Source organism: Acinetobacter sp. AOR18_HL, from assembly GCF_027855145.1.
In the GTDB taxonomy this organism is placed as follows: domain Bacteria; phylum Pseudomonadota; class Gammaproteobacteria; order Pseudomonadales; family Moraxellaceae; genus Acinetobacter; species Acinetobacter pittii.
On record NZ_JAKTIG010000029.1, the window covers coordinates 54,766 to 77,083 of the forward strand.

The following is a 22,318-nucleotide window of genomic DNA, read 5'->3' on the forward strand; positions in this document are numbered from 1 at the left end:
ATTTATCCTTACTTTTTAATGATCTAAATTAAAACAAATGTCATTTTGTGTGCTTGACTGTAAAAGAACAGGGCACTATTCTTTGCCTGCTGGCCTACATTGCCAGTCGGTCGTCGCAGACCGAATATTATCTCCCGCATCAGAGTCATTCCTTCTGAGGAATAGTCTTGTGTGGTAGCTACTCGTCCCTTTCCCGTAGCGGTAGGACGGGAGAGGGACACCTACGGGTGTGCTAGTTTGAGATAATACTAGTCTGCGAACCCTTTCTCGTTCTGCCACCATAAATCTATAAATGTCTGGCAGAACTCCCAATAAAAAGGAGTTGGCTTTGCACATTCTTAATCTCTTGGCAGCCTTTGCCAAAGTCTATATCGACACGACTTAAATTTATAAGCAGCTTGATAGCGATTAGCGCTTTCAGGTTTTAATTCGTCGCGACCAAAAAACTTAATCAACAATAAAACTTGAGATGTGCAAAACACAGTCTTAACGGCTTTGCTATGCCTTTTTTTCTCCCAAAAAAGCATCTCGCTTATCTACAACAATAATTTTATAACGGTAAAACTATGCCAAATTTAGTGATCTCCCCACGTGCCATACAAGTCGTAAATAAATCAATTGATCTGTTTCACCATCGCGGATTTCATACGGTTGGAGTCGACAGAATTGTGAAAGAGTCTCAAATTCCCAAAGCGACTTTTTATCATTACTTTCACTCTAAAGAACGGTTCATTGAAATCTGCATGATCGTGCAAAAAGAACGTTTAAAAGAAAAAGTAGTTTCAATGGTTGAGTACACCAGTCAAACAAGTGTGGTGGATAAACTTAAGAAACTTTATGTCTTACACACCGATTTGGAGGGACTTTACTATCTATTATTTAAAGCAATTTTTGAAATCAAACTGACCTATCCAAAAGCCTATATCACCGCAATGAGATATAGAACATGGTTGCTTAATGAAATCTATAGTCAGTTAATAAAACTAAAAAAAGATGCTTCTTTTCAGGACGCCAAATTATTTTTATATATGATTGAGGGGACTATTATTCAGCTTTTAAGCTCGGGTCAAGTAGGGGATAGAGAGATGATATTAGACTGTTTTTTGAAGCAGTTTAAATAGGATGAATGAAGCATGAAAATATCCATGCTAAATCTGCTTAAATAAGTTTGCTGGATGTTTCTTCAAGCCATTAATAATTGATACGACGTTTAAATGTCTAATTTAAAAAAGCCCTTTTTGTCTTAAGGGCTTTTGTTGTGGGGCTATTCTTTATATTGCCATGCTTTTAAAAAGGTACGACACACTTCTTCATTTAACTGTTTTAGTTCTTCTGGAGTCGGAATGTTTCCACTAATCAACGTAGCGGGATAGGTATAGCCCATTACCGCACCGAGGAAAGCCTTTGTTGCTTCCTCTGGCTGATCAATTTTAACAATACCAGCATTGTGTGCAGTTACAAGAATATCGGTTAAAGATCTTTTAATATTCCCTTGAGTACGTTGCTGAATTTTAGGAAGAATTTCTTTCATTTCAACTAAGGCAATAATCAGCAATCTTTGCAGGCGAATGACGTCAATATGATAAAAATGATTTTGTACAGACTGTCCAATTTCTAACAATAATTGATCTAGACGCTTATTTTTCAATTCATGCTGCTCAATGAAAGGTGCTTCCATTTCTGCTTTTAAATGATCAAAGACTTCAATAAGTAACGCTGTCTTGGTCGGGAAGTGGTTATATAAAGTTTGTCGATTTGTACCGGCTTTCGTGGCAACAGCCTCTAAACGGACTTCTAATCCATGCTCTAGAAATAGTTCGCGTGCTGCAGCAATGATAGTAGGGCGAATTCGAGAGGGACGACCTGGAGATTTTTTTAACATATCGACTTTCTTGCACATCTTATTTATTTACTTTACAGTAAAGTAAATAAATTGTCTATAAGTCTGGGGTCCCAGATATGCTTGATCTAAGTTTTAATTACCGTAAGTTTATATATTTATTGCCTTTATTTGTTTTTTTAAATGGATGTGATTCTGATCAGCCTGCCCCTAAAAATATTCAGCAGGTGGGTACGATCACTATAAAACCAGAGACGATTGAATCTACCTATCAATTGGCTGGAAGAACGGTGGCCTCTGAAATTTCTCAGGTCCGTCCACAAGTCAATGGAGTAGTAATAGAGCAATTATTTAAAGAAGGCACGCAAGTAAGCAAAGGGCAGCCACTTTATAAAATTGATTCATCACTCTATCGGGATGGCGTGGATGAAGCCGCTGGTAATCTTGCATTAGCAAAAGCCACTGTAAATTCGACTCGCCTTCAAGCCGAGCGTTATAAAGAACTAATTAAAGTAAATGGGGTGAGTCAACAGGAGCTTGATAATGCTCAAAGTGCATATGAGCAAGCGAAAGCGACTGTTGCCGTAAATGAAGCTGTACTGAAAACAGCACGAACCAATTTACGTTACACACAAGTTAGTGCGCCAATTTCAGGACGAATAGGGCGTTCATCTATTACACGTGGGGCTTTAGTCACCTCTGCTCAAACAGATCCTTTAGCAACGATTCAAAAACTGGACCCCATGTATGTCGATTTGACTCAGTCGAGTGATGAATACATGGCACTGCGTAAACAGCTTACTGAAAATGGAATAAAACCGACTGAACTTTCAGTACGTTTGAAGCTTGAGAATGGCACTGCCTATGCAGAACAGGGGACTTTTAAGTTTAGTGATGTTGCTGTAGATGAGGCGACAGGAAGTGTCACCTTACGTGCAGCATTTCCCAATCCCAATAATGCGTTATTGCCCGGCCTGTATGTGCGGGCAGAACTCGGAACGGGAACACGTCCTAACAGCGTCTTAATTCCTCAAGGTGCGCTGTTCCGAGACGCAGAAGGAAATCCACTTGTTTGGATTGTTGGAAAAGAGAATAAAGCCGAGCAACGAAAAATTACTCTAGGTGATGCAATTGATAATCGTTGGTTAGTGACCTCTGGCTTGAAAGCAGGAGATCAAGTCATTGTTGAGGGTCTGCAAGGCTTAAGTGCCGGCATGACGATTGAACCTACCCCAATGAGTTGAGGATTGCGTATGTTGTCGAGTTTTTTTATTGCACGACCTATTTTTGCTTGGGTCCTCTCTATTTGTATTATGGCATTGGGGACGATTTCGATTTTAACGTTACCCATTGAACAATATCCTGACATTGCACCACCGGGTGTAAATGTTACTGCAAACTATCCGGGAGCATCTGCCAAAACTGTTGAAGACAGTGTTACCCAGATTTTGGAGCAACAAATTAAAGGGATTGATGGTCTACTTTATTTTTCATCGAGTAGTAGTTCGGCGGGGCAAGCAAGGATAAGTCTTAGTTTTGATCAGAATACCAATCCTGACACTGCTCAGGTGCAGGTGCAAAATGCTGTGAATCAGGCACTTAGTCGATTGCCTCAAGAGGTTCAGCAGCAAGGGATCACTGTGACAAAGTCACAAGGCGATAGTTTACTGGTCTTTGCGCTTTACGATGAAAGTGGGACTAGATCTTCTGTCGACATATCTGACTATATGGTGAGTACACTGCAAGACCCATTAAGTCGGGTCGATGGAGTGGGTGAAATCACCGTATTTGGTGCTCAATATGCAATGCGCATCTGGCTTGATCCTCATAAATTAAACAGTTATGGATTAATGCCATCAGATGTTAGAACTGCAATTGAAGCACAAAACACTCAAATTACAGCAGGAGAATTGGGCGCATTACCCACGCGTGATGGGCAGGCTCTAAATGCAACAGTAACAGCATTATCTCGGCTACAAACTGTGGGCCAATTTGAAAATATTATTTTGCGGACACAAACAAATGGTGCGGTTGTATTACTTAAAGATGTTGCCCGAGTCGAGCGTGGTGCAGAGAGTTATCAGACTTCTACACGTTTGAATGGAAAACCAGCTTCGGGTATGTCTATTCAACTTGCTTCTGGTGCCAATGCATTAGAAACGGCTGAACGAGTTAAAGCTGAAGTCACACGGTTAACTGCCTCTATGCCAGCGGGTTTAAAAGTTGCATACCCACGCGACAGTACGCCATTTGTAGAAGCTTCTGTAAATGGAGTGATTAAAACTTTAGCTGAAGCGATTGTTCTCGTTATTATTGTCATGTTCTTATTTTTGCAGAGCTGGCGTGCGACTTTAATTCCGGCAATTGCTGTTCCAGTTGTATTGTTAGGAACATTTGGTGTGTTGAGCGTACTTGGCTATAGCATTAATACACTGACTTTGTTTGCGATGGTACTCGCAATTGGTTTACTGGTAGATGACGCGATTGTCGTTGTAGAAAATGTCGAGCGGGTTATGCATGAGCAAAATCTTGATGCTCGGCAAGCCACCCTAATTTCAATGCAGGAGATATCGGGTGCGCTCGTGGGTATTGCCATGGTACTCGCAGCGGTATTTTTACCTATGGCATTTTTTGGTGGTTCCGTCGGGATTATCTATCGCCAGTTCTCGGTAACGCTCGTATCGGCAATGGTACTTTCAGCAATTGTTGCTTTAACACTTTCACCTGCGTTATGTGCAACATTACTCAAACCTGCAAATGAAAAACATAAGCAGAGAAAATTCTTTACTTGGTTCAATCGTAAAGTCGAACAAGGGCAGTCAGGCTACCGCACAAAGCTAGTTGCTGTTTTAGGTAAACCCAAAGTCTTTATGATCATATTCGTAGGTATTACAGCTTTGTTAGGTTGGCAATATACGCGTATGAATACGGGGTTTTTACCACAAGAAGACCAAGGCTCGGTTATGGTTCAATTTAGTACGCCTGTAGGCACGACACTAGCTGAAACAGAGCGGGTTGGTAATCAGATTGCAGATTACTTTTTGACGAAAGAAAAGAATAATCTCAATGTGATTTTCATGGTGATGGGTAGAAATAACGCAGGCAGTGGGCAAAATGTGGGAATGGCATTTGCCGGACTCAAACATTGGGATGACCGAGAAGGTAGTGAAAATACAGCCGAAGCTGTGATTGCTCGTGCAAATGCACATTTTAAGTCACTGCGTAACGCACGTGTTCAGGTACTTTCACCCGCTGCTGTAAGAGGCCTTGGGCAATCTAGTGGCTTTGAATTTTGGTTGCAAGATGCTGAAAATAAAGGACGAGATGCTTTACTCGCAGCACAAAATAATGTGTTAAAAGCAGCAAATGCTGATTCTGGCCTAGCTGCAGTACGTTTAAATAGCTTAGAAGATAAAGCCCAGTTACAAGTCGATATCGATCAAAGAAAAGCCAGTGCTCTTGGATTAGCCCAAGCAGATATTAGTAATACGCTCTCATCGGCGTGGGGCGGATCTTATATTAACGATTTCATAGATCAGGGACGTGTTAAGCGAGTTTATTTGCAAGGAGAGGCAATCTATCGTTCCTTACCTCAAGATATTGGGCAATGGTATGTTCGCGGTGCTACTGGTGAGATGACGCCATTTTCTAGCTTCTCTTCTGTGAAATGGCAGATGGGCCCTCAAATGCTGCAACGCTTTAACGGTCTTTCAGCCGTTCAAATACAAGGCTCTGCGGCAGCTGGTGAGAGTTCTGGTGGGGCTATGGATAAGATGCAGCAGTTAGTAGACCAACAACAAGGTTTTAATCTTCAGTGGAGTGGGTTGTCTTATCAAGAGAAACTAGCGGGTGGCCAAACGATCTGGTTATATTTAGCCTCAATCATCTTTATCTTTTTATGTTTGGCAGCACTTTATGAAAGTTGGTCTATTCCTGTCTCTGTCATGCTAGTGATTCCTTTAGGTCTTATTGGGGCTGTAGTTGCTGCAAGTCTGGCAGGTTTTGTTAACGATATTTACTTTCAGGTCGCTATGCTTACCACCATTGGGCTTTCTGCCAAAAATGCCATTTTGATTGTTGAATTTGCGGCAGCCAAGTTAGAGGCTGGTCAGGCATTAATGGACGCTATTATTGAAGGTGCGGGTCAGCGATTACGGCCAATTATTATGACATCTCTGGCTTTTGTTGCAGGTGTTCTTCCATTGGCTGTATCTACAGGAGCAGGGGCTGTTAGCCGAAAAGAAATTGGTATCGCCGTAACTGGTGGGATGATTTCGGGAACTCTACTTTCTATTTTCTTTGTGCCTTTATTTTTTCTTTTAGTTCGTCGTTTAACCAATAAGTTAAACACCAAAAAGGCCAAATGATTTTACAAAATAGAATGTCATTAACAATTAGGCCCTCATGCTATAAATAGCATGAGGGCCTAAAATCTGACTAAAAACTTAGAATGTATTTTGAATAATGACATCGTCGTAAGGAAGTTTGCCCACGCGTGGGTAAGGTTCGGAAGCTGACTTACCAACAGCAATCATTAAACATACCACGTGATCTTCAGGTAAGTTAATGAGCTTCGCCATTGCGTCAAAGTCAAAACCATCCATAGGGCAACTGTCTAAACCATGCTCTTGAGCAAGAAGCATCAAGGTTTGAGCAAAAATACCTGCACTACGCATAACTTCGTCACGTTGGGTTTGTGGACGGTCACGGTAATATTGGTCAATTGCGCCAGCCATAATATTTTGTACTTCTGGAGTCGCGCCATCCCACACACGCTTAGCATCAACTTCCCATGTATTTACTTTTGCACACAACACAATTAGTAATGATGATTCTGTAACTTGTGGTTGATCCCAAGCAATGGTGCGAATTTTTTGTCTTAACTCAGTATCTTCAATGATGACTGGACGCCAATGTTGTAAGTTAAAAGCGCTTGGCGCATTTGCTAAAACTTCTTGCAACAACTGCTTTTTGTTATCTTCAGAAAGTTGAAAAGCAGGGTCGAAGCGTTTAACTGCGCGGCGGTTACGGATGGCATCAATAACATTCATAAGATTTTCCTACTTAAGAGTTGGGTAGCGGTATTCGTTAATTTTTATAACGTTGGGCTACATCAGCCGAAGAAAAGTTTGGTAGTAATGTGATACGTGATTTTTCAAAATTATTCCATTGATTTTCGTCTTTCAGCACAGGAATTGTAATTGTTTCTTTACGATCAAAACCAATCAGAGCGGCATCGACCAAATCATTGACATCCATTAATGGTGGAACTTGGCTTAAGTCGATGCCAGAACGTTCCCAAATTTCGGTTTTAGTTGCCGAAGGCAATACGGCTTGAACATGCACGCCATGATTTTTTAATTCTAAATATAAGCCTTGGCTAAAAAATTGGATGAAAGATTTACTTGCGCCATAAATGGTAGAACCAAATTCAGGCGCTAATCCAAGCACAGAGCCTAAATTAATAATTGCGCCTTTACCTTTATGTCTAAGTGATTGCGAAATTGCATGAGACAAACGAACAACCGCAGTCATATTTAAATTAATAAGTTTTTCAATGTCTTTAATATCTTGAGTTAAAAAGTTTCCGTTCAGTGCAATGCCAGCGTTATTTACCAAGATTTCAATATCAGCATCGTTTTTGAGTACATCTTCAATTTTACTGATGTCTTGATCGTTTGATAGATCGGCTTGAATGAACTCGACTTGTACGCCGTATTTTTCTTGAAGATCTTTTGAGATTTTATCTAGACGGTTGGTGTCTCGTGCAACCAAGATTAAGTTATGGCCACGTTGAGCAAATCGGTCTGCATAGACAGAACCAATTCCTGACGAAGCTCCTGTAATAAGTACTTTCGATTGAGCTGACATGTGATGTCTCCACGCTTTAATTTTTAGATGATAACTATAATCTAAAATATGCAAGTTTTGATGTCAACCATAATCAATGTATAATTGTGACGAATAGGGTGAGTAAAAGTGGGTAGGCCAACATGAAAGTCAGTAAAACTCAGGTAAAAGAAAACCGAGAAAAAATTGTCGAGAAGGCGACTCAACTGTTTCGTAGCAAAGGCTATGACGGTGTAGGCATTGCTGAATTAATGTCTAGCGCAGGCTTTACCCACGGTGGGTTTTATAAACATTTCAGCTCGAAAACAGACCTTGTCTCAATTACTGTTAAACATGGGCTTGAGCAAGTCTTAAAAAGAATAGAAGGCTTAAACTTAACTCAATTTATTCAGCTTTATGTGTCTCGCACTCATCGAGATAATCGAGATTTGGGATGTACTCTAACAGCATTATCTTGTGATGCTGCAAGACAACCAGACGAAGTAAAAGTCGAATTTGAAGAGGGCATTGAGCAACTTATTCAGTTCATTATGAATGAACGTGCAAAACAAGCTTCTTTGGAAGCGCCAGAGTTGAGAAAGCAAGCTATTAATATTCTTGCTCAATCCGTAGGGGCAATTGCCTTGTCTCGCGCATGCCCAGACCAATCAATCCTTAGCGATGAAATATTGGAAAGCTGTAAAGAGAGTCTTTTAAAGTTAGCCGATTAAACTTTTTTTATCTTTCAAGCTGGTTTGGCTAAACTGAATTAACCTCGCTATATCGACGGTTCGCTCATAAATGAGTTTGGTTGCATGTTCGCAGGCTTGTTCTAATGTGATGGGACCATTTGTTAGCGAAAAAGCAGCCGTAACGCCGTGCTCATAAAGTGCTTGATAGCCTTGGCCTAAAGTTCCTGCAATCACAATGACAGGAACATTGTGGGCTTTGGCAATTTGGCTTACCCCGAAAACGGTTTTACCGCTTAAGGTTTGTTGGTCAAATTTACCTTCACCGGTAATGACCCAATCTGCGTCAGAAATTTTATGCTCAAGCTGATTCAGTTCAGCCACGACTTTGACTCCAGCTTTAAAGTCTGCATTTAAATAACTTTTGGCTGCAAAGCCTAAACCTCCTGCAGCACCAGAACCCGCTTCATCTCGTTTATCGAAACCTAAAAGTTCCGCAGAGACATCGGCAAAATTGGAAAGCGCTTCATCAAGTAGTTGTACTTGAGCAGGAGAAGCTCCTTTTTGTGGCCCAAAAATAGATGATGCACCGTTAGGACCGCAAAGTGGATTGCTCACATCGGCAGCCAGTAAAAACCGCGTGTGCTGAATACGTGAGTCGAAATGTGTTAAATCAATTTTTGATAGGTTGCTTAGAGCGAGACCACCTGCGGGTAAAACCTCTTGGTTGGCATCGAGTAAAACCACACCTAAAGCACTCAGTAATCCTGTGCCGCCATCATTAGTAGCACTACCACCCACAGTTAAAATAATGTCTTTTGCGCCTGCGTCTAAAGCATCCAGAATGAGCTGGCCTGTTCCAAACGTTGTGCTGTGGCAAGCATCACGCTCTGACGGTGGGACTAACTGTATGCCGCTCGCTTGAGCCATTTCAATGATGGCGATTTTTTGTTTTTCTAACCAGCCCCATTTGGCTTGAACAGGCTGACCTAATGGCCCGACTACAGTTTTTTCACGCCATTCACCTTCACAGACCTCTAACACTGCTTCAATAGTTCCTTCGCCGCCATCGGCCATCGGGCATAAAATCGTTTCTGCATGAGGAAAAACTTCTTGCCATCCTTTGGCAATGGCCTGAGCTACGTTTAAAGCAGATAAGCTGTCTTTAAATGAGTCAGGGGCGATCACAACCTTCATAAATGCTCTAATGTGGATAGATTTTTAATTGTTTTATACTGTTTAATACGAAAAAAACATAGATAAAGACATGTAAACATCAATTTTAAAAGGCTTTCAATCTGTTAAAAATAAAAGCCAATAATGTTTTGATCTGTAAAAGGCGGAGTTTCTATCTTTTTAACTCATTGTTTTATATGTTTTTCTATAAATAGCGCCGTTGGCCTAAATGATTGTAATTGTAAAAAATATGGCACATATTATAAGAACAGTTGAGCCAGCTTTTTAAAATATGGTGAATAACATACCAAGCGGACTCTGCCCATAAGATAGACAGCAGCGATTCTTAATATAAGCATAATTAAATTGTGGTTTTATTGGATCTGTTGAATGCCTAAGAAGAAATAAGAGGATGAAAAAGTGGATAATTCAGAAGAACAAAAGCATATACAGGAAAATAACGGTTTTGCGCGAATTGAGCCATATACTCATCCTGCTGGCGGGTGGGGCGCACTCCTTAGTGTTGCTCGAAACTTAAAGCGACAAGATATTTTAGGTAAAGGTTCAATTACCTTACTCAACATTAACCAGCCTACAGGTTTTGACTGTCCCGGCTGTGCATGGCCAGAAAAGAAAGATGCTCATGCCTTTAACTTCTGTGAAAATGGTGCAAAAGCAGTTGCCTTTGAAGCAACCAGTAAAACAGTGACTCCTGAATATTTCGCAGGGCATACCGTCAGTTGGTTATCAGAACAAAGTGACTTTTTCCTCGAAGACTTAGGCCGCTTAACAGACCCAGTTCGCTATGATGCTGCAACCGATAAATATGTGCCTATTTCATGGGACGATGCATTTAAACTCATTGCTCAACATTTACATGTGCTAGACAACCCAGACCAAGCGGCATTTTATACCTCTGGCCGTGCCAGTAACGAAGCAGCATTTTTATATCAATTATTTGTGCGAAGCTTTGGTACAAATAACTTTCCAGACTGCTCGAACATGTGTCATGAAACCACAAGTGTTGGCTTACTTGACTCGATTGGTTTAGGAAAAGGCACAGTCACCCTAGAAGACTTTGACGTAGCCGATGCTATTTTTAGTTTTGGTCATAACCCCGGAACCAACCATCCACGTATGTTAGGTACTTTGCGTGAAGTATCTAAACGTGGCGGCAACATTATTGCGATTAACCCAATTAAAGAGCGAGGTCTTGAGCGTTTCCAAGACCCGCAAGCACCGCTTGAAATGATGACTAACGGTAGTACGCCAATTAGTCGTTATTATTTCCAACCTAAAATTGGGGGCGACTATGCACTAATGTTAGGGATGTTAAAGCACTTAAATGAGTGGGATAAAAAAGCACTTGCCTCAGGTAAACCAAGCGTTTTTGACCGAAACTTTATTGCGGTTAATACCGTTGGTTTTGATGAAATGATTGCTGAGGTTGAAAGAACTGAATGGGCAGATATTTATAAACACTCAGGGTTATCGCCTGAACATTTAGAAAAACTCGCCAAACTCTTTTTAGAATCAGAGCGTTCAATTTTCTGTTGGGGAATGGGTATCACGCAACACCGCCACGGCACAGCTAACGTACATATGCTGGCAAATTTATTGTTGGCGCGTGGACAAATTGGCAGACCGGGTGCAGGGCTATGTCCAGTTCGTGGACACAGTAACGTGCAAGGCGACCGAACCATGGGTATTAATGAACTGCCTAGCCCTAAATTACTCGATAACATTGACCGCGTATTTGGAATTAAATCACCGAGAAAAAATGGGCATGGTGTTGTTGAGACCATTAAAGCCATGGCTGAAGGCGAGGTCAAAGTCTTTATTGGTTTGGGTGGGAACTTTGCAGTTGCAACGCCAGATACGCCGCATACCCAAGAAGCACTTAGAAAGTGTAATTTAACCGTTCATGTCGCAACCAAGTTAAACCGTAGCCATTTGGTGTGTGGTAAAGATGCACTTATTTTGCCATGTTTAGGGCGTACCGAAATTGATGAGCAGCTTCATGGCCCACAGGCAATTTCAGTCGAAGATTCGATGAGTAATATTCATTTGTCAGCAGGGCGTAACGCTCCAATTTCTGACAATATTTTGTCTGAACCAGATATCGTCGCCCGAATGGCTGAAGCAGTGCTTCCAGACAGCCAAATTAAGTGGAAATGGTATATCGAAAGCTATGACCGTATTCGTGACTCAATTGCCGATGTATTTGATGAGTTCCATGACTTTAATTTACGTGTTTATAAGCCGGGTGGCTTCCACCTTGAACATCCAGCCAATCAGCACATCTGGAATACAAAAAGTGGTAAAGCGCAGTTTATGATTACACCGCTGAGTGAAGTCTATGCCGATAAAGAAAATCAGTACGCTGCCGCATATACCGACAGTAAAGTTTATACCTTAATGACCACGCGTTCTCATGACCAATACAACACGACACTTTATGGTCTAGATGACCGTTACCGCGGAGTGTTTGGTCAGCGCCGTGTGTTGTTTATGAACCAAGCTGATATTGATGAAGCTGGTTTCGAAGCAAACCAATGGGTCGATATTGAAAGTGTTTTCTCGGACGGTGTGAAACGTATCGTGCATAGTTTCCGTATTGTGCCGTACAACATTCCGCGAGGCAGTTTAGCCGCTTACTATCCAGAAACTAATCCTTTGGTGGCATTAAGTAGTCATGATAAATATGCCAAGATTCCTGCTTCAAAAAGCGTTCCTGTGATTTTGCATCCCGGAAATGCGCCAGAGCATTTTAACTTGGCAACCGCAGTAGCCCCTGAAGATGCCGATAAGAAAGTAAGCAACCTTTAATCAAAGGCAATATTAAAAAATATCATCCAAACAAATGGCGCTCTAAACAAGCGCCATTTTGAAATAAAGGAAATAATTTTGACACCACATTCTTATGGGGTTGAAACATTACTAGTACAGCGGTTTAACAAAACCAACTCTGAAAATGTTTTAGATCATATTGTGCAAGAGTACCCAATCGCCTTGGTGTATAACGGTATTTCGCATGCGGTGATGATGGCCACACCGACTGATGTTGATTTATTTGCCAAAGGCTTTAGTCTCTCCGAAGGAATTTTAACAAGCTTAAAAGAGCTATATGCGCTTGATGTACATCAAAATGAATTGGGCATTACGGTTGAAATGACCATTTCATCTAGAGCGTTTGCTGCATTAAAAGAACATCGCCGAATGATGGTAGGCCGTACAGGCTGTGGTTTATGTGGAATTGAAAGCTTAGAGCAGTTTCAGTTAGATGTTCCTAAAATTACAACGCATGCATCAAAAATATGGCTTGAGCAAATTCCGAGTGCCATTTCTCACTTAAAAGCCCAACAGGAAATTACCGCTTTAACGGGTGGCGCACATGCCGCAGCATGGGTGATTGATGGACAAATCGTGGCTTTATTTGAAGATGTTGGCCGCCATAATGCTTTAGATAAATTAATCGGTTATTTAGCGCAAGAAAACTACGACACCAGTTTAGGTTTTGTGGTGATGACCAGTCGGGCAAGTTATGAGCTAATACGAAAATGTGCTCAGCTGAACATCAGCCTACTGGCGTCAATTTCAGCACCTACCAGCATGGCTATTCAATTAGCAAAACAATCTGGCCTGACTTTGGCGAGTTTTTGTAGAGGAGATAGATTTGTTTTATATACAGAAATTTAAAATATATTGTTCAAGATGAAGAACCTAAAATAGAGCTCATCTGACATTTCTTTGGCTTTTAAGCTAAGGATAGGTTTTATGGATTATTATAAAACTCTAAAGGTTCAGAGTCTGTCCAAATGTCTTGGTTACAATCACTAAAAGAATGGGCAAAACGTCTAAAAAAACAAATTATTATGCTTTGGTTTGCATCAAAGCATCCTCAAATGCCATGGTTCCCAAAAGTTATTGCTGTGGTGGCTGTGGCTTATGCCTTTAGTCCAATCGATTTAATTCCAGATTTTATTCCTATTTTAGGCCTTTTAGATGAGGCCATCATTCTACCGATGCTGATTTGGTTAGCTATGCGTTTTACACCTCAACAAGTCATTTTAGATGCGGAACAACAAGCTGAAGAATGGTTAGATCAACAGGAGCGTCGACCTCAAAATTATTTGGTTGCTGTGTTGATTATTCTAGTTTGGATCACACTGGCCGTAATGGCCTATTTCTACTTTGGTGGTGGCTTGTAATTTGCAAACCGTCAAAGTTTAGAATCGTGAATTTAAAGGCATTAACATTGTGCTTTGCTACAACTCAAAGGATAATAACGTTTTTATAAGCTATGGGTTGCAGACAATGAAAATCGTCGCAGATGAAAATTTGGCATTTACCGATTACTTTTTTTCTGAGTTTGGCGATATTCAACACAAAGCAGGGCGCACTTTAACCCATGCAGATGTAAAAGATGCTGAAGCTTTACTGGTCCGCTCGGTTACTGCAGTTAACGCAAGTTTAATTGAAAACACAGCATTAAAATATGTGGGCAGTGCCACAATCGGGACCGATCATTTAGATATTGCGGCGTTAGAAAAACAAGGAATTACATGGGCAAATGCGGCTGGTTGTAATGCGCAAGCGGTTGCTGAATATGTCATTACTGCTTTACTTCATTTAGATGCAAACCTTTTAGAACAACAAGAAAAATTTACCCTAGGTATTGTTGGCCTTGGCAACGTCGGTAAGCGCTTGGCTTATATGGCTCAGTTACTTGGCTGGAATGTAATTGGCTTTGACCCATATGTGAAACTAGACACAATTGAAAATGTAAGCTTAGAAACTCTGTTGCAACAAGCCAATGCCATTTCAATTCATGTGCCGCTTACAAAAAACGGTCAACATCCCACATATCATTTGTTTGATGAAAAAGCTTTTGCAGCGCTTCAACCTGACACGATTTTAATTAATAGTGCACGTGGTCCAGTCGTGAAAGAAGCCGCTTTAATGGAAGATATTCAACGTACACAGCGTAAAGTGGTGCTTGATGTATTTGAGCATGAACCAGTCATATCAGAAGAACTCATAGACATGTTGGCTTTAGCAACACCGCATATTGCTGGTTATAGCCTTGAAGGAAAAGCCCGCGGTACCCAAATGATTTATGAAGCGTTTTGCCAAGAATTTGGATACGACATTAATAAGCGTTTTGAAACTCAGCTACCTGCATGCGAAGACTATTTTTCAGGATATGATTTAAAAGCGGTGTTAAACCAAAAACTATCTCAAATTTATGATATTGCTCAAGATGATGCCAACATTCGTGCCTGTATTAAAGACGGAAAAGTAGAGCAAAAAGCATTTGATTTATTACGTAAAAATTATCCGCTGCGCCGTGAATGGGCAGCACATGGGGGACCACAGGCATGAGTTTAAGTTATCAACCTACTTGTTCAATTGATGCCTTAAAAGCACGTGCCAAGCTCTATACCCAAATTCGTCAGTTTTTTGCGGAACGTGATGTTATGGAAGTTGAAACACCGATCGTTTCACAAGCAGGTGTCACCGATGTGCATCTAGCTTCGGTTCAGGCTTTGCGCCATATTAATGGCAAATTGCAAACGCAATATTTACAGACTTCACCAGAGTTTGCGATGAAGCGTTTATTGGCGAGCGGTAGTGGGCCGATTTACCAGATTTGTAAGGTGTTCCGCGATGATGAACACGGGCGTAAACACAATAGTGAATTTACCATGCTTGAATGGTACCGTCCGGGTCTGGACTTAAAAGCGTTAATGCATGAAACAGCCGATTTATTGCAAACCTGTTTGCAGCATCGTTTTGGTGAAGTTCGTCCTTTTGTTTTAAGTTATAAACATGCCTTTCAAGATCGTCTTGATATCAACCCTTTGCAGGCAACTTTGAAACAACTCAAAGATACGGCAAATCGTGTGGGGTTAAATCTCGACTTGGGTGATGATCGCCTAGCTTATATGGATTTGTTATTTTCTCATTTTGTTGAACCAAGTTTAGGTTTTGATGCTCCAGTTTTTTTAACTGACTTTCCAGCAGAAATGGCCTCTTTGGCAAAAGTGAAAGTAGATGAAGATGGGGAAGAGGTCGCGGCGCGTTTCGAGGTTTATATTGAAGGCTTAGAGCTAGCCAATGCCTACGATGAATTGCTCGATGCAGATGTGTTACGTTCACGCTTTGAAGCAGATAATGCAGAGCGGGCTAAGCAGGGGCTTCATGTTATGCCTTTAGATGAGCATCTGTTAGCAGCGTTGCCTCATATGCCGGAATGCTCAGGTATCGCTTTAGGTGTAGACCGTTTACTCATGGTTGCAATGGATCAGGTCAAAATTGAAAAAGTAGTGACCTTTCCAGCAGAAATTGCTTAAACGCTGACAAATAAAAAAGCCACAATATTGTGGCTTTTTTATTTAGGATTTATTTAGCTTAAGCTTGTTGAATACCTGCAACAACCCAGTCTTGCTGAGAGCCAGCAGGTTTAACAAAGTGCCAGATTTCGGTAAACGGTTGTGGCAAGCTGTTTAAGTCTTCACTTACTGTACCAGTGAAACGTACGCTTACTACGTATTGACCATTTTCAGTCGCACTATCTACAACCATCGCATTCAAGTTACTAAATTCAGCAACGTCTTGATCTTGGTTGGCCATGATGTCGTTATACATAGAACTATAAAGTTCTGGTGTTAAGTAACGGCGAATTTCTTCAATGTTACTTGCAGTATTCATCGATTGGATGTGATTAAAACGTTGACGTGCAATACGTAAGAACGCAGCTGGTTCACTACCATCTGGAAGTTGATTGCCATTGCTCGTTGTAACACCGCCAAAAGGTGCTTGCGTTGCTGCACCGCCACCCACAGATTGACCAAAGATATTTGTATTATCGCCAGCAATACGTGGAGTTGCTTGTGGTGCAGCAGAACGGCCAAATGGGTTTTGACCGCCATTATTTGGTGCGTAAGGATTATTAGCTGCTAATTTTTTTTTTGATCCCAATTTACGGAATACAAAGAAAGCTAGAGCTGCTGCAAGTAATACCCAAATCCAACTTGGAATACCACCTTTTTTCTCTTCTTGTGCTTGCGCCTGTGTTGCTTGTTGTTCAGTAGATGTTGGTTTGTCATCAGCTAAAGCATTTGCTGCAACAGCACCTACGGCAGCACCAGCCACACCAGCTGCAACCATTGAACCAACGCCTGGACCAGATTTCTGAGGCGCTGTAGTAGTTTGTTGAACTGGAGTCACTTGACGAGGTTGTTGATAAGACTGGCTTGAAGTGGTAGATCGTGCCATACCGTGGCTTTTACCACCACCTGCACGTTTAGCTTCAGCAAGAGGCGAAATTGCTAAAGCAGCCATTAAAATACCGGTAATCAAGCCACGCTGGTGTACTTCCATAGGAAATTCCTGTTTAAAGTTAATTTACAATAGTATTTATGCAGGTATTTACCTTAAATTTCAACCTTAAAAGTATGTTTTTTTATGTCAATTCATCACTGAGTTGCATGGCTTCGGTCAAGGCTTCATGCAATCGAGCAACAGCAATGACTTGTACGCCCGGAATTGCCTTTTGAGGGGCGTTTCCTCTTGGTAAAATGACATATTTAAAGCCATGTTTTGCTGCTTCTTTTAAGCGCTCTTGACCATTAGGAACAGGACGAATTTCACCTGAGAGACCAACTTCACCAAAAACTGCAAGTTGTTGAGGTAATGCTTTAGTACGTAAACTTGAAGCACAGGCTAATAAGACAGCCAAATCAGAACCTGTTTCGGTAATTTTTAAGCCACCTACAATGTTGACGTATACATCTTGTCCAGTGGTTTGCACGCCGCCATGACGATGCATTACAGCAAGTAGCATATTTAAACGGTTTTGTTCCAGACCAAGTGCAACACGTCGTGGTTGTCCTTGAGCATCATCAACTAAAGCTTGCACTTCGACCAAAAGAGGCCGAGTTCCTTCACGGCTAATCATGACAATTGAACCGGGAATCGCTTCATCATAACGACTTAAGAAAATGGCAGAAGGGTTAGCAACTTCACGTAAGCCTTTATCAGTCATGCCAAATACGCCAAGTTCATTGACGGCGCCAAAACGGTTTTTAACAGCACGAATCATGCGATAGCGAGAGTCTGATTGACCTTCAAAGTAAAGTACGCAGTCCACCATATGCTCTAAAACACGCGGACCTGCCAGTGCACCTTCTTTGGTCACATGGCCAACAATGAATAGCGCTGTGCCACTATTTTTTGCATAACGGGTTAATAAAGCAGCAGATTCACGAATTTGTGAAACACCACCCGGAGCTGACTGGAGGGTTTCTGTATAAAGTGTTTGAATCGAATCTAGAATAGCGACTACAGGTTTTTCTTGTTCTAAAACCTCACAAATGCGTTCTACACAGGTTTCAGCCATGACTTTTAATTGGTCAGTTGGCAGGTCAAGACGTTGCGCACGAAGCGCTACCTGAGATAAAGATTCTTCACCCGTAATATAAAGTGCAGAGCTTTTTGCGCTTGCCATATGGGTCGCAGTTTGCAAAAGAATGGTTGATTTACCAATACCGGGGTCACCACCAATCAGCACCACAGAACCGGTCACCAAACCGCCGCCAAGCACTCGGTCAAATTCGCTAATACCTGTAGGTAACCGGGTTTCATGCGAAACTGAAACTTTATTTAGCGTTGTAATGTTAGCAACTTGACCCGCATAGCCCCCAATTTTAGGGCGTGCCCGGTGAGCAGTAGTTGGCTCAAGTTTAACTTCAGTCAGAGAATTCCATTCACCACACTCTGAGCACTGACCAGCCCATTTAAGATGATCGGCACCACATTGCTCGCAACGGTAAACAGTTTTGACTTTGCTCATAAAAAATTGAAATTTTGCTCGATATTATATAAATATAGTTCTTAGGAAGTTCTTCATTCTTATTTCCAAAAATTTTCATAAAAGATAATGAGGAAATTTGAAGGAATCTTCTAAGGAACTAATAAGGGAAAGACACCAAAAATAACACGATATAGGATTTTTACAAGTCAGATAGAGTTTGTTTTCAGTGGATATAAAAAATCTAAGCTATCCCCAAGGAAGGTGTTTTTACTGAGGTATGTATCTAACTGTTTATTATTGATATGGCATAGATATTGCTGAAGTGAAAAACGAACAAAATAATATGAGTATTGTATTTTAAAAATACAAAAGGTTGATATCTATGAGTGCAGCAGAAATTGTTGATTGGATAAATAGCATAATCTGGAGTAAAGGACTTATTTACCTGTGCTTAGGCGCGGGTTTATTTTTTTCTATTTTGACAAGGTTTGTTCAAGTACGTCAAATGAAGGAAATGGCCAGACTATTAATAAAAGGTACTTCTTCTGAACAAGGGATTTCATCTTTTCAGGCTTTAGCCGTTTCATTATCAGGTCGAGTTGGGGTCGGTAATATTGCAGGGGTGGCGGCAGCAATTGGTTTTGGTGGACCAGGTGCTGTCTTTTGGATGTGGTTGGTTGCATTTTTAGGAGCAAGCACGGCATATGTAGAATCAACTTTAGGTCAAATCTATAAAGTTGAGTATCAAGGACAATATCGCGGTGGCCCAGCATTTTATTTTGATAGAGGTTTAGGTCAGCGTTGGTTAGGGGTTTTATTTGCAATTTCAGCAATTGTAGCCTGTGGTTTGTTTTTACCAGGCATTCAAGCAAATGCGGTAGGTAAGGCATTTACCCAGATTACAGGCGAAGGGGCAATTATTTTTGGTGATATTGGTTTATTTAAACTTGTAGCACTTGTAGTGATTGTGGGTTTACTCGCCATCATTATTTTTGGTGGAATTAAACGGATTGCACGCTTTGCTGAATTCGTTGTTCCTTTTATGGCAGCTGGTTATATCCTAATGGCTGTTGTGATTGTTATTGCGAATATTCATGAATTACCTGGAGTAATCAAATTAATTTTTGAAGATGCTTTTTCTCCTATGGCGGGTCTTGGTGCAGCGATCGGTTGGGGGGTAAAACGTGGTGTTTATTCAAATGAGGCGGGGCAAGGAACAGGGCCACACGCAGCTGCCGCAGCGGAAGTTCAACATCCGGCTCAACAAGGTTTTGTGCAGGCATTCTCGATTTATGTCGATACATTATTCGTCTGCTCTGCAACAGCATTCATGATTTTAATTACAGGTATGTATAACGTACAAGGTACATTAGAAGCAGGCCAATTTATTGTACAGAATGTTGGGGCTACTGTTGAAATTGGCTCTCCTGCATTTACTCAAATGGCAGTAAGTACAATGTTTGGTAATTTTGGCCAAATTTTTGTTGCCTTAGCTGTGTTCTTCTTTGCCTTCACAACGATTGTTGCGTATTACTATATTGCTGAAACTAACATTACTTATCTAAGTTATATTACAAAATCTCCATCATTATTGTTTGTGACGAAGTGCTTTATTATTCTATCTGTGTCTTATGGAGTATTAAGTGCAACTGGCTATATATGGGGAATTGGTGATATCGGTGTCGGCTTAATGGCGTGGATTAATATCGTTGGTATTATCGTGACATATTTTGTATGGAAGCCAACGATTAAAGCACTGAAAGATTATGAAGCACAGCAAAAAGCTGGAGTAAAAGAGTACACATTTGACCCTGTGAAATTAGGAATTAAAAATGCGACATTCTGGGAAGAAAAACTGAAGAATAAGCAAAAGTAAATTTTCAAAATATAAATTTATTTCCTGATCCTTAATCGAAAAGACTACCTTACTGGTGGTCTTTTTATATATGCGGAAGTTAAACAAGTACGGCAAAAATTGACTTGAGAGTCCGTTGTATTGCAAAAGGCTTGTGCGTATTATCGGATTTAATTGTATGTAGCTTGGAATCATCAGCAATACAGACAAATTGGTTAGCTGAAAAGTTGTCAAAAAATATACATTTAAAAGATACCTGCAAATGGTGCGATATCGTCTTTTTGATTTGAATTTAGCTAACGGACTAAAAAAATTACTGGAGTGTATTTATAAAATGTCGAATCAAAATCTGAGCGAGCCTCATGAACAAGGTGAGCTCCATCGAAGCCTCTCCAATCGGCATTTACAGTTGATTGCGATTGGCGGTGCAATTGGTACAGGATTATTTATGGGATCGGGTAAAACAATTAGCCTTGCTGGTCCATCAATCTTATTCATTTACCTGATTATTGGTGTGATGGTGTTTTTTGTCATGCGTGCGCTTGGTGAATTACTTCTTTCAAATCTTGCCTATAAATCATTTATTGACTTCACCACAGATTTAATCGGTCCATGGGCGGGTTACTTTGTGGGATGGACATACTGGTTATGTTGGATCACCATTGGTATCGCTGACCTTTCTGCAATTATCTACTACTTACAATTCTTCAATAATGGTCTGCCTTTCTCGCCTGTCGAAGGGGCGATGATCAGTGTTGCCGCGATTGTATTTATTATGGGTTTAAACCTGTTAACAGTTCGCTTATTTGGTGAGTTAGAATTCTGGTTTGCGCTTATTAAGATTCTTGCGATTATTATTTTAATCGCTGTGGGCCTATGGATGATCTTTACAGGCTTTACCTCAAGTACAGGGGAAGTTGCTTCATTTACTCATCTTTGGGCTAACGGTGGTTTCTTCCCAACAGGTGTACATGGTTTCTTGGCAGGCTTCCAGATTGCAATCTTTGCTTTTGTTGGTGTGGAACTTGTGGGAACAACGGCTGCGGAAACGAAAGATCCAGCACGTAACTTACCAAAAGCAATTAACTCAATTCCAATCCGTATCATTATTTTCTACGTATTGGCATTGTTGATCGTAATGTCTGTAACACCTTGGAATAAAATTGATCCGGCGATTAGTCCATTTGTAAACTTGTTCAGTCAAGCAGGTGTGGCAGCAGCAGCGATTTTGATGAACTTGGTGGTATTGTCATCAGTTATGTCGTCAATGAATAGTGGTGTCTTCTCAACAAGCCGTATGTTATTTGGTTTATCTCGTGAAGATCAGGGTCCAAAAGCTTTTGGTAAATTGAACAGACGTGCGGTACCGGCAAATGCATTGTATTTCTCTGCTGCGTGTTTATTGTTAGGTGCGGCATTACAGTATTTTGTTCCAAATACAGTTGAGGCATTTACGCTTGCAACTACACTTTCAACGATTCTGTTCATTTGCGTGTGGTTACTCATTATCTGGAGTTATATCCGTTACTACACTACGCGTCCTGAGCTACATGCGAAATCAACATTTAAATTACCGGGTGGTCTATTTACATGTTGGATCACGATTATTTTCTTTATTGGTATGATTTATGTGCTGTCTTTAGAACCAGATACGTTCAAAGCGCTTAAAGTCAGCCCAATTTGGTTTGTTATCTTGATCATTGGTTATTTCTTCTTCTATAAACCACGTCATAAAAAGTAATTAAATTTATTTGCTTATGATCAAACGCTGGCTGAAAAGCTGGCGTTTTTTATGCATATTGTTTTTCTCTTTAAGTTTACTCTTTAGCCGCCTGCATGATCACGGTATACTGCATCGAATTGTTTAAATCAGGTGCTCAGATGCGTCGTGTCATTTGCCTCATCAGTTTATTGAGCAGCAGTATTTTGCTTAGCGCTTGTGGTCAGTCAGGAGCATTACAGCTACCTTCTGATCCGAATTATGACAAACGTGCGAAATACTTGCTCTATCGTAATAAAGAACAGAAACAAGTTGTTCAACAGGATGAGCAGGCTGAACAGCCAGTTGAATCATCAGCCCCAACCCAAACAACTTCACCTTAAGCTTTGAA

18 protein-coding genes are annotated in these 22,318 nt (G+C 40.8%); 12 read left to right on the forward strand and 6 right to left on the reverse strand.

All coding sequences use genetic code 11. The annotated features are described in order from the left end of the window. Positions 1-566: 566 nt before the first annotated feature. Positions 567-1,121, forward strand: a complete 555-nt coding sequence (locus tag MKL51_RS07345; RefSeq protein WP_032041955.1) for a TetR/AcrR family transcriptional regulator — start codon at positions 567-569, stop codon at positions 1,119-1,121. 143 nt (positions 1,122-1,264) lie between these two features. Here MKL51_RS07345 and MKL51_RS07350 read toward each other — a convergent pair whose 3' ends face one another. After that, positions 1,265-1,882 carry a TetR/AcrR family transcriptional regulator gene (locus MKL51_RS07350; protein WP_032041956.1) on the reverse strand — a complete coding sequence of 206 codons (618 nt, stop codon included), beginning with the start codon at positions 1,880-1,882 and terminating at the stop codon, positions 1,265-1,267. A gap of 77 nt (positions 1,883-1,959) precedes the next feature. Here MKL51_RS07350 and adeD point away from each other — a divergent pair, with 77 nt between their 5' ends. Both adeD and adeE read left to right on the forward strand, forming a co-directional pair. Beyond that, a complete protein-coding gene (adeD, locus tag MKL51_RS07355; protein ID WP_032041957.1) occupies positions 1,960-3,084 on the forward strand; it encodes a multidrug efflux RND transporter periplasmic adaptor subunit AdeD in 1,125 nt (374 codons plus the stop codon). 9 nt (positions 3,085-3,093) lie between these two features. After that, positions 3,094-6,207, forward strand: coding sequence for a multidrug efflux RND transporter permease subunit AdeE (adeE, locus tag MKL51_RS07360; protein ID WP_032041959.1), 3,114 nt, complete (start codon positions 3,094-3,096; stop codon positions 6,205-6,207). Between the two features lie 78 nt (positions 6,208-6,285). Here adeE and MKL51_RS07365 read toward each other — a convergent pair whose 3' ends face one another. After that, positions 6,286-6,891, reverse strand: a complete 606-nt coding sequence (locus MKL51_RS07365; RefSeq protein WP_002118380.1) for a nitroreductase family protein — start codon at positions 6,889-6,891, stop codon at positions 6,286-6,288. Between the two features lie 37 nt (positions 6,892-6,928). Next, on the reverse strand, positions 6,929-7,711 hold the full coding sequence (locus tag MKL51_RS07370; protein ID WP_032007044.1) for an SDR family NAD(P)-dependent oxidoreductase: 783 nt from the start codon (positions 7,709-7,711) through the stop codon (positions 6,929-6,931). A gap of 122 nt (positions 7,712-7,833) precedes the next feature. On the opposite strand from MKL51_RS07370, the gene MKL51_RS07375 reads away from it, so the two are divergent. Further along, the gene (locus MKL51_RS07375) at positions 7,834-8,400 is read left to right on the forward strand and encodes a TetR/AcrR family transcriptional regulator (RefSeq protein WP_032007046.1); all 567 of its coding nucleotides are present in this window, start codon (positions 7,834-7,836) and stop codon (positions 8,398-8,400) included. Here the strand turns inward: MKL51_RS07375 and MKL51_RS07380 are convergent. Then, positions 8,389-9,555, reverse strand: coding sequence for a glycerate kinase (locus MKL51_RS07380; protein ID WP_032007047.1), 1,167 nt, complete (start codon positions 9,553-9,555; stop codon positions 8,389-8,391). The genes MKL51_RS07375 and MKL51_RS07380 overlap by 12 nt on opposite strands. A 399-nt stretch (positions 9,556-9,954) precedes the next feature. Between MKL51_RS07380 and MKL51_RS07385 the strand changes: the two genes are divergently transcribed. The 5 genes from MKL51_RS07385 (at position 9,955) to epmA (ending at position 15,890) form a co-directional block, all read left to right on the forward strand. After that, positions 9,955-12,363: an FdhF/YdeP family oxidoreductase gene (locus tag MKL51_RS07385; RefSeq protein WP_032007048.1), complete on the forward strand. Its 2,409-nt coding sequence runs from the start codon at positions 9,955-9,957 to the stop codon at positions 12,361-12,363. 78 nt (positions 12,364-12,441) lie between these two features. Continuing rightward, on the forward strand, positions 12,442-13,233 hold the full coding sequence (gene fdhD, locus MKL51_RS07390; protein ID WP_032041960.1) for a formate dehydrogenase accessory sulfurtransferase FdhD: 792 nt from the start codon (positions 12,442-12,444) through the stop codon (positions 13,231-13,233). 119 nt (positions 13,234-13,352) lie between these two features. After that, positions 13,353-13,745: a YkvA family protein gene (locus MKL51_RS07395; protein ID WP_032007049.1), complete on the forward strand. Its 393-nt coding sequence runs from the start codon at positions 13,353-13,355 to the stop codon at positions 13,743-13,745. Between the two features lie 106 nt (positions 13,746-13,851). After that, positions 13,852-14,919, forward strand: a complete 1,068-nt coding sequence (locus tag MKL51_RS07400) for a 4-phosphoerythronate dehydrogenase (protein WP_032007050.1) — start codon at positions 13,852-13,854, stop codon at positions 14,917-14,919. After that, positions 14,916-15,890 (forward strand): EF-P lysine aminoacylase EpmA, encoded by a 975-nt coding sequence (gene epmA, locus MKL51_RS07405; protein WP_032007051.1) that lies wholly within the window; start codon positions 14,916-14,918, stop codon positions 15,888-15,890. Before MKL51_RS07400 ends, epmA begins: the two co-directional genes overlap by 4 nt. A gap of 58 nt (positions 15,891-15,948) precedes the next feature. On the opposite strand, the gene MKL51_RS07410 is transcribed toward epmA, so the two are convergent. Both MKL51_RS07410 and radA read right to left on the reverse strand, forming a co-directional pair. Next, a complete protein-coding gene (locus MKL51_RS07410) occupies positions 15,949-16,920 on the reverse strand; it encodes a Tim44 domain-containing protein (RefSeq protein WP_270904259.1) in 972 nt (323 codons plus the stop codon). Positions 16,921-17,002: 82 nt separating this feature from the next. Further along, on the reverse strand, positions 17,003-18,391 hold the full coding sequence (radA, locus tag MKL51_RS07415) for a DNA repair protein RadA (protein WP_005073053.1): 1,389 nt from the start codon (positions 18,389-18,391) through the stop codon (positions 17,003-17,005). Between the two features lie 343 nt (positions 18,392-18,734). Here radA and MKL51_RS07420 point away from each other — a divergent pair, with 343 nt between their 5' ends. The 3 genes from MKL51_RS07420 (at position 18,735) to lptM (ending at position 22,310) form a co-directional block, all read left to right on the forward strand. Next, positions 18,735-20,228 carry an alanine/glycine:cation symporter family protein gene (locus tag MKL51_RS07420; protein ID WP_049069154.1) on the forward strand — a complete coding sequence of 498 codons (1,494 nt, stop codon included), beginning with the start codon at positions 18,735-18,737 and terminating at the stop codon, positions 20,226-20,228. A 313-nt stretch (positions 20,229-20,541) separates the two neighbouring features. Beyond that, complete coding sequence (locus tag MKL51_RS07425) at positions 20,542-21,948, forward strand: amino acid permease (protein WP_014207418.1); 1,407 nt, start codon at positions 20,542-20,544, stop codon at positions 21,946-21,948. Between the two features lie 140 nt (positions 21,949-22,088). Beyond that, the gene (gene lptM / locus MKL51_RS07430) at positions 22,089-22,310 is read left to right on the forward strand and encodes an LPS translocon maturation chaperone LptM (protein ID WP_002118887.1); all 222 of its coding nucleotides are present in this window, start codon (positions 22,089-22,091) and stop codon (positions 22,308-22,310) included. The last annotated feature ends 8 nt before the right edge of the window (positions 22,311-22,318 follow it).

Coding starts and splice junctions, on each gene's coding strand:
- lptM (WP_002118887.1), top strand. CDS start 22,089: ATGCGTCGTGTCATTTGCCTCATCAGTTTATTGAGCAGCAGTATTTTG.
- MKL51_RS07345 (WP_032041955.1), top strand. CDS start 567: ATGCCAAATTTAGTGATCTCCCCACGTGCCATACAAGTCGTAAATAAA.
- epmA (WP_032007051.1), top strand. CDS start 14,916: ATGAGTTTAAGTTATCAACCTACTTGTTCAATTGATGCCTTAAAAGCA.
- adeD (WP_032041957.1), top strand. CDS start 1,960: ATGCTTGATCTAAGTTTTAATTACCGTAAGTTTATATATTTATTGCCT.
- MKL51_RS07380 (WP_032007047.1), bottom strand. CDS start 9,555: ATGAAGGTTGTGATCGCCCCTGACTCATTTAAAGACAGCTTATCTGCT.
- MKL51_RS07375 (WP_032007046.1), top strand. CDS start 7,834: ATGAAAGTCAGTAAAACTCAGGTAAAAGAAAACCGAGAAAAAATTGTC.
- MKL51_RS07410 (WP_270904259.1), bottom strand. CDS start 16,920: ATGGAAGTACACCAGCGTGGCTTGATTACCGGTATTTTAATGGCTGCT.
- adeE (WP_032041959.1), top strand. CDS start 3,094: ATGTTGTCGAGTTTTTTTATTGCACGACCTATTTTTGCTTGGGTCCTC.
- radA (WP_005073053.1), bottom strand. CDS start 18,391: ATGAGCAAAGTCAAAACTGTTTACCGTTGCGAGCAATGTGGTGCCGAT.
- MKL51_RS07425 (WP_014207418.1), top strand. CDS start 20,542: ATGTCGAATCAAAATCTGAGCGAGCCTCATGAACAAGGTGAGCTCCAT.
- MKL51_RS07395 (WP_032007049.1), top strand. CDS start 13,353: ATGTCTTGGTTACAATCACTAAAAGAATGGGCAAAACGTCTAAAAAAA.
- MKL51_RS07365 (WP_002118380.1), bottom strand. CDS start 6,891: ATGAATGTTATTGATGCCATCCGTAACCGCCGCGCAGTTAAACGCTTC.
- MKL51_RS07350 (WP_032041956.1), bottom strand. CDS start 1,882: ATGTTAAAAAAATCTCCAGGTCGTCCCTCTCGAATTCGCCCTACTATC.
- MKL51_RS07400 (WP_032007050.1), top strand. CDS start 13,852: ATGAAAATCGTCGCAGATGAAAATTTGGCATTTACCGATTACTTTTTT.
- MKL51_RS07370 (WP_032007044.1), bottom strand. CDS start 7,711: ATGTCAGCTCAATCGAAAGTACTTATTACAGGAGCTTCGTCAGGAATT.
- MKL51_RS07420 (WP_049069154.1), top strand. CDS start 18,735: ATGAGTGCAGCAGAAATTGTTGATTGGATAAATAGCATAATCTGGAGT.